This window comes from Streptococcus mitis bv. 2 str. SK95 (assembly GCF_000222705.1).
Classification (GTDB): domain Bacteria; phylum Bacillota; class Bacilli; order Lactobacillales; family Streptococcaceae; genus Streptococcus; species Streptococcus mitis_AY.
In genome coordinates this window covers 15314-28580 of the sequence record NZ_AFUB01000033.1, presented here as the reverse complement: position 1 = coordinate 28580, position 13267 = coordinate 15314, and the positions used below count along the sequence as shown (strand labels likewise).

The 13267-nt window shown below is 40.6% G+C and carries 4 protein-coding genes; all 4 read left to right on the top strand.

What is annotated here, in order from left to right; translation table 11 throughout:
* Nucleotides 1-125: 125 nt before the first annotated feature.
* Nucleotides 126-1841 (top strand): glycoside hydrolase family 13 protein, encoded by a 1716-nt coding sequence (locus HMPREF9965_RS06930; RefSeq protein WP_000423963.1) that lies wholly within the window; start codon nt 126-128, stop codon nt 1839-1841.
* 459 nt (nt 1842-2300) lie between these two features.
* A complete protein-coding gene (gene bgaA, locus HMPREF9965_RS06925; protein ID WP_000410701.1) occupies nt 2301-9542 on the top strand; it encodes an LPXTG-anchored adhesin/beta-galactosidase BgaA in 7242 nt (2413 codons plus the stop codon).
* A gap of 678 nt (nt 9543-10220) precedes the next feature.
* Nucleotides 10221-11480 carry a preprotein translocase subunit SecY gene (locus HMPREF9965_RS06920; protein ID WP_000680146.1) on the top strand — a complete coding sequence of 420 codons (1260 nt, stop codon included), beginning with the start codon at nt 10221-10223 and terminating at the stop codon, nt 11478-11480.
* Nucleotides 11481-11486: 6 nt separating this feature from the next.
* Complete coding sequence (gene asp1 / locus HMPREF9965_RS13170; RefSeq protein ID WP_000499199.1) at nt 11487-13253, top strand: accessory Sec system protein Asp1; 1767 nt, start codon at nt 11487-11489, stop codon at nt 13251-13253.
* Nucleotides 13254-13267: the final 14 nt, after the last annotated feature.

Genomic DNA, 13267 nt, shown 5'->3' with positions numbered 1-13267 from the left:
TTTGAGCTGTTTTCTTGTCAAATTTGACCAAGTATTGCAAATCGAATCTTAAAATAGTATACTAGAAATAGCAATTGTGAAAACGTTTGCGTTTTTGTTGATGATAATTATTTAGGAGACAAAATATGGAATTAACAGCCATTTATCATAGACAAGAATCAGAGTATGCTTATCTTTACAAAGAAGGTCAGCTACATATCCGAATCAGAACCAAGAAAAATGATGTCCAGCAGGTCATTTTACATTATGGAGATCCCTTTATCTTCATCGAGGATAAGTATGAAGCCAAGAAAGAAATGACTAAAGCAACCTCGGATGCTTTATTTGATTATTGGCAGGTTACAGTATCGGTTGATTTTGCACGGATTCAGTATCTCTTTGAACTCCTTGATGAGGAAGGTCAGGGTATTTTCTACGGTGATAAGGGTTGTGTGGAACATACTCAAGAAAACTTGGATGCGGAAGGAAATGGCTTTAAGCTTCCCTATATTCATGAAATCGACGGATGTCAGGTTCCTAGCTGGGTTTCAAATACCGTTTGGTACCAGATTTTCCCAGAACGATTTGCTAATGGAAATCCTAATTTGACTCCAGATGGAGCTCGAGAGTGGGATGCTGCCATTGCACCTAATAGGGATGACTTTTTTGGTGGAGATTTACAAGGGATTATCGACCATCTAGACTATCTAAAAGATTTGGGAATCACTGGACTTTATCTATGTCCGATTTTTGAAGCAACGACCAATCACAAGTACGATACGACGGATTATTTTGAAATTGACCGTCACTTTGGAGACAAAGAAGTCTTTGCTAATTTAGTCGAGGAAGCTCATAAACGTTGCATTAAGATTATGCCAGATGCTGTTTTCAATCATATCGGCTACCAGTCTGCCCAATGGCAGGATGTTCTAAAAAATGGAGAAAATTCCCCTTATAAAGATTGGTTCCATATTCAAGAGTTTCCAATTACAGAGGATAAACTTCAGAATCCAAGAGAACTCCCTTATCATACCTTTGCCTTTGCTAGCTATATGCCTAAGTTAAATACAGCCAATCCTGAAGTCAAAGACTATCTTCTCAGTGTTGCAACTTACTGGATTGAGAATTTTGATATCGATGCTTGGCGCTTGGACGTTGCCAATGAAATTGACCATCAGTTCTGGAAAGATTTTAGAAAGGCAGTTCTCGCTAAAAAGCCTGATTTGTATATTTTAGGTGAAATCTGGCATACGTCTCAGCCTTGGTTAAAAGGAGATGAGTTCCATGCAGTCATGAACTACCCGCTCTCTGAAAGTATCAAGGATTATTTCTTGCGTCAGCATAAAAAGACAGAGCAGTTCATTTCAGAAATCAATAGCCAGTCAATGTACTACAAGCAACAAATCTCAGAGGTTATGTTAAATCTCCTGGATTCTCACGATACAGAGCGTATTCTTACAACTGCCAAAGGAAATCTCCAACATGTCAAGGCTGCTTTAACCTTCCTCTACCTTCAAAAAGGGACTCCTTGTATCTATTACGGAACAGAGCTAGTACTAATTGGTGGACCAGACCCTGATTGCCGTCGTGGCATGCCTTGGGACCGTGTGTCTGAGGACATGGAAGTCAGAGAAGAGCTAAGGCCAAGAGCTAAGGCTTACGATGTAGCACCATTTTGGACCTTCTGTCGAGGTATTAAGGTCTTGGGAATTGCAAATGGCATCCCAGACTTCTTAGACATTCGACTTAAAACCAAGGAATTACACGCTCTGGGCTTTGTGGATTGTATTCCATTTCTGTCTATCATCGGGGATGGAGATGTGATTTTACAGGACTTTTACTCCAGCAAATTGCCGAGCTAGAAGAGCGTAAAAATGAGATGGTCAATCTTTTGGAAAAGGGGAAATCTAGTCAATAATCTATAAGGAAATACCAGTTTGATAGTCCGTAAAAGAGGTTGGGACAAAAGATCCCGACCTCACTTTTTTTAGCAATCAAACTTTGACGTGGTAGCTGATTGAACTTTTTGTTCGTCTTTTAGACTCCAAAAAGCTCCTAATCATCCTCGCGAGGCTGGGACTACGAAATCGAGACTTTGTCTATCGATTTCTGTCCCACCGCCTTTTTTAGTAAAACCATTCACTAAATCTACATTCAGATTTTTAAACTTTTCTACAAATTATAGAAAAAAGAATCAAAAGTATGATTTTTATGCTGCCAGTATTGAAGTTTCTTATATTGTTTTATAAAATAAGGGTAAAAGGCTATGAAAAAGTAATACGCTTACAAGGAAATGGAAGCGGTTACTAAAGGAGGATTTTATGGAAAAAGGCCATTGGAATCGTAAAAGAGTCTACAGCATTCGTAAGTTTGCCGTAGGAGCTTGCTCTGTTATGATTGGAACCTGTGCGGTTCTATTTGGAGGAAGTGTCATTGGAGAATCACCAGTTTTCGCGGATGAAACTCCAATTACTCACACCGTGGAACAAGCAAAAGAGGAAAGTCCGGCAGTGGAGGAAAAAGAAGATCAAACTGTAGCAGAGCACAAGGATGCTGCAAGTGTCGACCAAAGTCAAGCTGCTCCAATTGAAGCAAGCAAACCAGAGGTGAAAGAAGATGAACCTGTAGTTCCAAAAGAGGAGAAAGCATCTCTAAAACCTGAAGAAACAGCTCCGAAGGTAGAATCTCAAGTTTCAAGTCAAGAAAAGCCTGTCAAGGAAGATTTGAAAGCTGCGACAAATGAAGAAGTGAATCAAATGATTGAAGATAGAAAAGTGAATTTTAATCAAAATTGGCACTTTAAACTCAATGCGAATCCTAAAGAAGCTGTGAAACCAGATGCAGATGTATCGACATGGCAAAAATTGGATCTCCCACATGACTGGAGTATCTTTAACGATTTTGACCATCAGTCACCTGCCCAAAACGAAGGTGGACAGCTCAATGGTGGTGAAGCTTGGTATCGTAAGACATTTAAACTTGATGAAAAAGATCTCAAGAAAAATGTTCGTGTGACCTTTGATGGTGTCTACATGGACTCTCAAGTCTATGTCAATGGCCAGTTAGTGGGACATTACCCAAATGGTTATAACCAGTTCTCATACGATATCACCAAATACCTTCACAAAGATGGTCGTGAGAATGTGATTGCTGTCCATGCAGTCAACAAACAACCAAGTAGCCGTTGGTACTCAGGTAGTGGTATCTATCGTGATGTGAACTTGCAAGTGACTGATAAGGTTCATGTTGAGAAAAATGGGACAACCATCCTAACGCCAAAACTTGAAGAACAGCAACACGGCAAGGTTGAAACTCATGTGGCTAGCAAAATCGTCAATACAGATGATAAAGACCATGAACTAGTGGCAGAATATCAAATCGTTGAACGTGGTGGTCAGGCCGTAACAGGCGTGGTTCGTACAGCAAGTCGTACCTTGAAAGCACATGAGTCAACAAGCCTAGATGCGATTTTAGAAGTTGAAAGACCAAAACTCTGGACCGTTTTAAATGACAAACCTGCCTTATATGAATTGATTACGCGAGTATACCGTGATGGTCAGTTGGTTGATGCTAAGAAAGATTTGTTTGGTTACCGTTACTATCACTGGACTCCAAATGAAGGTTTCTCTTTGAATGGTGAACGCATTAAATTCCATGGTGTTTCTTTGCACCATGACCACGGAGCGCTTGGAGCAGAAGAAAACTATAAGGCTGAATACCGTCGTCTTAAACAAATGAAGGAGATGGGTGTTAACGCCATCCGTACAACTCATAACCCTGCAAGTTCACAGACCTTGCAAATCGCAGCAGAACTTGGTTTGCTGGTTCAGGAAGAGGCCTTTGATACTTGGTATGGTGGCAAGAAACCTTATGACTACGGACGTTTCTTTGAAAAAGATGCCACTCACCCAGAAGCTAGAAAAGGTGAAAAATGGTCTGACTATGATCTTCGTACCATGGTCGAAAGAGACAAAAATAACCCAGCTGTCTTCATGTGGTCTATCGGAAACGAAATTGGTGAAGCCAACGGTGATGCTCATTCTCTAGCAACTGTAAAACGTTTGGTCAAAGTTATCAAGGATGTTGATAAAACTCGTTACGTTACCATGGGAGCAGATAAGTTCCGTTTCGGTAATGGTAGTGGTGGACATGAGAAAATTGCTGATGAACTGGATGCGGTTGGATTCAACTATTCTGAAGACAACTACAAAGCTCTTCGTGCGAAACATCCAAACTGGTTGATTTATGGTTCAGAAACATCTTCAGCAACCCGTACACGCGGTAGCTATTATCGTCCTGAAAGTGAATTGAAACATAGTAACGGACCTGAACGTAACTACGAACAGTCTGACTATGGTAATGACCGAGTTGGCTGGGGTAAAACGGCAACAGATTCATGGACCTTTGACCGTGATAATGCTGGCTATGCTGGACAGTTTATCTGGACAGGTACGGACTATATCGGTGAGCCTACGCCATGGCACAACCAAAACCAAACTCCCGTTAAGAGCTCTTACTTTGGTATCGTAGATACAGCTGGTATTCCAAAGCATGACTTCTATCTCTACCAAAGCCAATGGGTTTCTGCCAAGAAGAAACCAATGGTTCACCTCCTTCCTCACTGGAACTGGGAAAATAGAGAATTGGCATCGAAAGTCGAAGATGCAGACGGAAAAATCCCAGTTCGCGCCTATTCAAACGCTGCAAGCGTTGAATTGTTCTTGAACGGTCAATCTCTCGGAGTTAAGACCTTTAACAAAAAACAAACTAGTGATGGCCGTACCTACCAAGAAGGTGCCAATGCTAAGGAACTCTATCTTGAGTGGAAGGTTGCGTACCAACCAGGTACTTTGGAAGCTGTAGCTCGCGATGAAGCTGGAAAAGAAATTGCACGTGACAAGATTACCACTGCAGGCCAACCAGCAGGTGTTCGTCTTATTAAGGAAGAACACGCAATCGCAGCAGATGGAAAAGACTTGACCTACATCTACTACGAAATCGTTGACAGTCAAGGAAATGTAGTGCCAACTGCCAATAATCTGGTTCGCTTCCAATTGCATGGACAAGGTCAACTGGTCGGTGTCGATAATGGGGAACAAGCCAGCCGTGAACGCTACAAGGCGCAAGCAGATGGTTCTTGGATTCGCAGAGCCTTTAACGGTAAAGGGGTTGCCATTGTTAAATCAACTGAACAAGCAGGCAAATTCACACTGACAGCCCATTCAGATCTCTTGAAATCTGGTCAAGTAACTGTCTTTACTGGTAAAAAAGAAGACCAAGAAAAGACCGTTCTCGGAACAGAGGTACCAAAAGTACGTACTGTTATCGAGAAAGAACCGAAAATGCCGAAGACCGTCGCTTTTGTCTATAGTGATGGCAGTCGTGAAAAACGTCCAGTAACATGGTCTTCTGTTGATGTGAGCCAAGCTGGAGTTGTGACAGTTAAAGGCATGGCAGACGGACGTGAGGTAGAGGCTCGTGTCGAGGTTCTAGCAATTGCCAAAGAACTACCAACTGTTAAACGTGTTGCTCCAGGAACAGATTTAAATGCTGTTGATAAATACGTTTCTATCGCTGTAACAGATGGAAGCGTTCAAGAATACGAAGTGGATAACTGGGAGATTGCGGAAGCAGATAAAGCTAAACTTTCAGTTGCTGGATCACGTATTCAAATGACTGGCCAACTGGGAGGCGAAACCGTTCATGCTACCCTTGTGGTAGAAGAAGGCAATGCTGCAGCACCTGTAGTGCCAAATGTAAGTGTTGGTGGTGAAGCCGTTACAGGCCTCACTAGTCAACATCCAATGCAATACCGCACTCTTGCTTATGGTACACAATTGCCAGAAGTCACAGCAAGTGCTAAAAATGCAACTGTCACAGTCCTTCAAGCAAGTGCAGCAAACGGTATGCGTGCAAGCATCTTTGTTCAACCAAATGATGGTGGTCCTCTTCAAACTTATGCAATTCAATTCCTTGAAGAAGCACCGAAAATTGACCACTTGAGCTTACAAGTAGAGCAAGCTGACGGTCTCAAAGAAGACCAAACAGTCAAATTGTCTGTTCGGGCTCACTATCAGGACGGAACGCAAGCAGTTTTACCAGCTGATAAAGTGACCTTCTCTACAAGTGGTGAAGGGGAAGTCGCAGTTCGTAAAGGAATGCTTGAGTTACATAAGCCAGGAGCAGTCACTCTCAAAGCAGAATATGAGGGAGCTAGAGGCCAAGTTGAACTCACTATCCAAGCCAACACTGAGAAGAAGGTTGCACAATCTATCCGCCCTGTAAATGTAGTGACTGACTTGCATCAAGAACCTACTCTTCCATCAACAGTAACGGTTGAGTATGACAAAGGTTTCCCTAAAGCCCACAAAGTCACTTGGCAAGCCATTCCAAAAGAAAAACTCGACCACTATCAAACCTTTGAAGTTCTAGGTAAAGTTGAAGGTCTTTATCTTGAAGCGCGTGCTAAAGTCTCTGTAGAAGGCATCGTTTCAGTTGAAGAAGTCAGTGTGACAACTCCAATCGCAGAAGCACCACAATTACCAGAAAGTGTTCGTACCTACGATTCAAATGGTCACGTTTCATCTGCTAAGGTTACTTGGGACGCGATTGATCCAGACCAATACGCCAAGGAAGTTGTCTTTACGGTTAATGGTCGCCTAGAAGGTACGCAATTAATAACTAAACTTCATGTTCGAGTATCTGCTCAAACTGAGCAAGGTGCAAACATTTCTGACCAATGGACCGGTTCAGAATTGCCACTTGCCTTTGCTTCAGACTCAAATCCGAGCGACCCTGTTTCAAACGTCAACGATAAATTGATTTCCTTTAATGACCGCCCAGCTAACCGTTGGACAAACTGGAACCGTAGTAATCCAGAAGCTTCAGTCGGTGTTCTATTTGGAGATTCAGGTATCTTGAGCAAACGTTCGGTTGATAATTTAAGTGTCGGATTCCACGAAGACCATGGAGTTGGTGTACCGAAGTCTTATGTGATTGAGTATTATGTTGGTAAGACTGTTCCAACAGCACCTAAAAACCCTAGCTTTGTAGGCAATGAAGAACATGTCTTTAACGATCCAGCTAACTGGAAACCTGTTACTAATCTAAAAGCCCCAGCTCAACTCAAGGCTGGAGAAATGAATCATTTCAGCTTTGATAAAGTTGAGACCTATGCGGTTCGCATTCGTATGGTTCGACTTGATAGCAAGAAAGGAACTTCTATCACAGAAGTACAAATCTTTGCGAAACAAGTTGCAGCAGCCAGACAAGGACAAACAAGAATCCAAGTTGACGGCAAAGATTTAGCAAACTTTAACCCTGATTTGACAGACTACTACCTTGAGTCTGTAGATGGAAAAGTTCCTGCAGTAACAGCAAGTGTTAGCAACAATGGTCTTGCGACGGTCGTTCCAAGCGTTCGTGAAGGTGAGCCAGTCCGTGTCATCGCGAAAGCTGAAAATGGTGATATCTTAGGAGAATACCGTCTACACTTTACAAGCAATAAAGACTTACTCTCTCGTAAACCAGTTGCTGCGGTCAAACAAGCTCGCTTATTGCAACTAGGTCAACCACTTGAATTGCCAACTAAGGTTCCTGTTTACTTCACAGGTAAAGACGGCTATGAGACAAAAGACTTGACAGTAGAATGGGAAAAAGTTCCAGCAGAAAATCTGACAAAAGCAGGTCAATTTACCGTTCGAGGCCATGTCCTTGGTAGTGACCTCGTTGCTGAGTTCACTGTACGAGTGACGGACAAACTTGGTGAGGCTCTCTCAAACAACCCTAACTATGATGAAAACAGTAACCAAGCCTTTGCTTCTGCAACCAATGATATTGACGACAGTTCACATGACCGTGTAGACTATATCAATGATGGAGACCACAATGAAAATCGTCGTTGGACAAACTGGTCTCCAACACCATCTTCTAATCCAGAAGTATCAACAGGTGTTATTTTCCGTGAAAATGGTAAGATTGTAGAACGGACTGTTGCGCAAGCCAAACTTCACTTCTTTGCAGATAGTGGTACGGATGCGCCATCTAAACTTGTTTTGGAGCGCTATATTGGTCCAGACTTTGAAGTGCCTACTTACTATTCAAACTACCAAGCCTACGAATCAGGCCATCCATTCAATAATCCAGATAACTGGGAAGCTGTTCCTTATCGTGCGGATAAAGACATTGAAGCTGGTGATGAAATCAACCTAACATTTAAAGCTGTGAAAGCTAAAGCTATGAGATGGCGTATGGAGCGCAAGGCCGATAAGAAGGGTGTTGCGATGATTGAGATGACCTTCCTTGCGCCAAGTGAATTGCCTCAAGAAAGCACTCAATCGAAGATTCTTGTAGATGGAAAAGAACTTGCTGATTTCGCTGAAAACCGTCAAGACTATCAAATCACCTATAAAGGTCAACGTCCAAAAGTGACCGTTCAAGAAAGCAATCAAGTGGCTTCAACAGTTGTAGATAGCGGAGATGATGGCCTTCCAGTTCTTGTTCGCCTCGTTTCAGAAAGTGGAAAACAAGTTAAGGAATACCGTATACAGTTGATCAAGGAAAAACCAGTTTCTGAGAAAGCAGCCCCTGCTATTCAAGAAGAAAATCCAAGTCTTGAGGTTGTCGAAAAAGAACTTGCCTTCCAGACCGTTGAAAAAGAAGATTCCAGTTTATATGTAGGTGAAAGCCGTGTAGAACAAGAAGGACAAGTTGGTAAGGAACGCATTCTTACATCTGTAAGTCCAGACGGAACTCGTGAAGAGAAACTCCGTGAAGTGCTTCAGACTCCTGTTAACCGGGTTCTTCTCGTTGGAACTAAACGTGGTACAGCCCAACCACTTGATGGGGTCAGAGATTTGGTTCATCACAAACCAGAACTACTAGTAGAAGAAGAGGAGGTTGATTTCCAAGTTCAAGAACGTAAGACTGACAAACTTTATGTGGGTGAAAGTCGTGTTCTTCAAGAAGGTCAAAAAGGTGTTCGTGTCCACCTAGTAGAAGTCGAAAACGGTAAGCGTACATTGAAAGAAACTTTTGATAAGATAGTTGCGCAAGATCGTATCGTGGAAGTAGGAACTAAACGTGGTACGGCTCAACCGCTTGATGGTGTCAAAGATTTGGTTCATCACAAGCCAGAGCTCCTAGTGGAAGAAGAGGAAGTTGATTTCCAAGTTCAAGAACGTAAGAACGATAAACTTCCAGTAGGGCAAACTCGTGTGATCCAAGAAGGCCAAAAAGGTGTTCGTGTCCACCTAGTAGAAGTCGAAAACGGTAAGCGTACATCGAAAGAAACCTTTGATAAGGTAGCAGCACAAGATCGTATCGTGGAAGTGGGAACTGCTGTAGCACAAGAAGAACTAAACCCACAAGTTCCTGTCAATCCAGATGCGCACCAACTGGCTCAAACAGGAGCACAATCTCAAGAAGAAAAAGTGACACAAACTGAAAAAGGTCACCTTCCAAATACAGGAAGTGAGTCTCAGGTGTCAGCTTTAGCAGCAGGATTGGCTATCTTGGGCTTAGGTGCAGGCCTTGCAGCTACTACTCGCAAAAAAGAAGATTAAGTTTAGTTACAAGCTAAACTGAACAGGAAAAGGCCAGAGTGACGCTCTGGTCTTTTTCGTCTGAGTTGTAATAGTAAATAAATGTTTGGAATAGTCATTCCTATTCCAAATGGATTTTGCTCAAAATTCATAAAGTGCTCTTCACACTTATAAAAAGAGAGGTCGTGTTTGAAAATAATTGATAAATATGCTACAATAGTAGGCACTGGTAATTTTTATAAATGATTTTTTAATGAGAAAAATCGGATAAAATCCATTCAACTTTCGAAAGATCATGATCAGATGAGAAAGCGTAAAATTTCTTACCTTTCAGAGATTTGGTATGGGAATGGTTTTTTTAGATGTTAATCATGGTGACAGAGTTGATATACTTATAAAAATTTTAAGGATTAAGTAGATCCGTTTATGCATTTGATAATGTTCAAATAGAAGAAATGGAAGAACAGGTGTTCTCACATGAAAATATTCAAGGATAGAAGAGAAGCTCCAAGTAGATTTACACTCATGAGGTGCTCCTGTATTTCGTAGGTGAAATATCATGGTAAGCCAGTTAATCCTATCTTGATTATCAGTGGGATGAGCCTGTTTTCTTGGGTTGTCTTGCTGTTACGATGGTACATGAACATTGCTAGAAAATGATCGCAAGACTTACTAAATATAAAGAATAAAGGATGACAGATGAAACATTTCGGTCTTAAGAAACAGAAACGAACAAGTATTTTTTTCCGAAGAGCAATTTTTACAATTTTGATCATTGCGATCTATTTACTTGGTCGCCATATTTTACTTCCAGGATACAATGGCAATACAGGTTTTTCACAAATAACTGAGCAAAATCCCTTGGCCTATTTGTATTCCTTGGCAGGAGTGGATGTCTCTCAGATTTCCATGTTTTCTCTGGGATTAGGTCCATGGATTACGACGATGATTGTCTGGCAGGTTATCAACTTGAATAAAAGTTGGAATATCCAGTCCTGGTCATTGAAAAAAGCGGATTTTGTGCAAAAGATTCTCACTTTGATTTTTTCCGTGTTACAGGGGATAGCTGTTATGTACACAGCTCGTTCGGAAAATGGACGCTTTTTGCTTCTTGTAGATGATTGGATTTATAATATGGCTGTACTAGCAACTGTTGTAGCAGGAAGCTTTGTTATTATCTGGTTGGCTGGTTTGAATGTTAGCAAGGGAGTAGGCGGGCAGACAATTATTATTATTTCAGGAATTCTGCTACAATTTGCTAACCAATTAGTGGTATTGATAGGACAATCTGTTTTTTCTAAAGAAGGATTAGCCTTTCTAGTAGGTGCGGCGATCTCATTTTTGCTCTTGGGCTATATCGCTGTGGTCTGCGAGAGAGCTGAAATTCGTTTGCCTCTAAATCGAGTCATGCTAAGTAGTCGTTACTACGGCAAATCTTACCTCCCTATCAAATTTCTTCCCTCTGGGGGAATGCCTATTATGTATGCCTCGAGTGTTATTATGTTGCTTCAGTTGGTATTAGACTGGTTTGGACATGGTTTTACAAAAAATTTTGGTAGTTTATTTGACTTTACAAAACCCCTAAGTTTAGCCTTTTACCTGCTTGCTATCTATCTTCTTGCAATTTTATTTGCCTATATCAACTTAGAACCAGAAGAAACAGCGAAACGTTTACAACGTCAAGGAGAATACCTAGATTATATCCAGCCTGGGAAAGCAACTTTAAAAGTTTTGAAACATTACATTTCCTTACAATCTAACGTAGGAGCACTCTACCTGATCGTTTTTATTGGTTTACCCTATTTCATTAATTTCTTCCTACCTCTTCCAAATTTGCTTTTGACTATACCAAGTACATTGATCATTTTAGTCAGTATGCTCTTGCCTTTGCATGAAGAAATACGTATCTTGAGAATTGGGACTTACTACCACAAAGAATTAGAATTTAAAGGAGAATAGAGGGATATGTTTTACTTTGTACCATCTTGGTATAGACAAGATCGGAAATGGTATTCTACCACCCTGCCTTTCTATTACGTGTCTAAAAATATGATGTTTGATGATGCGGTGAATTTGCTGCGAATGTTTCAGCAGTCAGGAGAGGCAAATACCACTCTGATTTTGAACTATTCACCACATATTCGAACCTTTCTTTATCAGCAAAGAATATTGCCAGAAACTGTATGGAATCTATTTGATACCATACAAGGTCTGACGGATGTATCTGTACGTAAAATTCGTCTGGAAGATATTAAATGGCCTCAAGGAGTAGAATTCTTCTATACTCCTTTTATGATTGAGGTATATTTAAATCAAGAACACTATGCTAAAATTAACTTTTCACAAACAGGTAATTTCTTTGATATTACTTATTTTGAGGGTGGGCAGACAAATCATCAGTTAATTTTTGATGATCGTGGATTTGTTTCAAGTGTCATTTATTTTGAAAATGATCAACCTTACTACCAAGATTATTTAAATTTACAAGGTACATGGCAGTTTAGGGAATTTTTGGGTACAGAAAATCATCAAGTGCTTATCAACCCTGAGGCGCAGGCTACATTTGCAAAAGAAGTTTACCGAGATATCGAAGAATTGATCAATGAAAAACTAGATCAGTATTTAACTTCTTCGCTAACCAAGGATGATACGATTGTGATTTCGTCAGATGTGCAGCACAATCACTTTTTCCAAAAGATTAAGGAAAACCATCATGTTATCTTGTCTTTTTTTGGAGATCGTTATCCAATTACAAACCAGGAGCAGCTGCTAACGGATTTGACAGACACGCCGTTCTTCGTTGTTGATAGTTTAAATAAAATTGAAACGATAGCAGCTAATGTGGATCTAGAACAGTTGCCGGGATTTTATGAGATTCCGCCTTATGATACTCATCTAAACCTAGGGCATAGTCAAAGAAAAAAAGAGTTAATTGTTTACGTCAATTACGACAATCTACCAGCAGATCAAATTCAATATGTGTTTACGACTTTGTTTGAAATGATGTTGAAAAATGAATGGATTGACTTGCTGGTTGGAACACAAAGTCAGGATTTTGGTCGAGAGGCCTATATAAAACAGGTACTAGAAAGCTATCGATCTCTTAAGCCAGAATATGAACAAGAATTGATTTTTGTTGATAAAGAGAAGAGAGCGAGAGGTGAGAACCGAGTTCTTGATGATGAAGAGGAGATTGTTCGCGAACGGATTGATATTGAGACCATTCATAGCGACAGCGATTTGATTAAAGTTCTGAAGTACGTTCGTATTATACTAGATTTGGGAACTCCAGCTGATGTGTTGACTCAAATCGCTGGCATTAGTGGAGGGATCCCTCAGGTTAACTTGTATAGTTCTTCTTATGTGAAGCATGGAGAAAATGGTTGGATTCTAGATGATATTTCAGATTTTGAAGAGGCACTCTTATACTACCTCACAAACTTAGAACATTGGAATCAATCTCTAGTTCACTCAGTCAAGAAGATTGAACAGTATACAAGGGGTGAGATTGTCGATATGTGGAAAAATACCATAAAGGAATTAAAAGGAAATGAAAAAATTAGTGTTTTGCAAATTGCTGATGAAAATTGGCAGGAGCAATATGAAATTCCTAGTAATATAAAATGGACATTTGTCAAACCAGAAGACATCGTCTCTTTATTGCCAGAAGATATCGGGATCTTAAATAGAGAAGTTGAGGCGGAAAACGGGAAAAAAAGAAGAAAAAAGTAGATAAACCGTTTGAT

Coding starts and splice junctions, on each gene's coding strand:
- HMPREF9965_RS06930 (WP_000423963.1), top strand. CDS start 126: ATGGAATTAACAGCCATTTATCATAGACAAGAATCAGAGTATGCTTAT.
- bgaA (WP_000410701.1), top strand. CDS start 2,301: ATGGAAAAAGGCCATTGGAATCGTAAAAGAGTCTACAGCATTCGTAAG.
- HMPREF9965_RS06920 (WP_000680146.1), top strand. CDS start 10,221: ATGAAACATTTCGGTCTTAAGAAACAGAAACGAACAAGTATTTTTTTC.
- asp1 (WP_000499199.1), top strand. CDS start 11,487: ATGTTTTACTTTGTACCATCTTGGTATAGACAAGATCGGAAATGGTAT.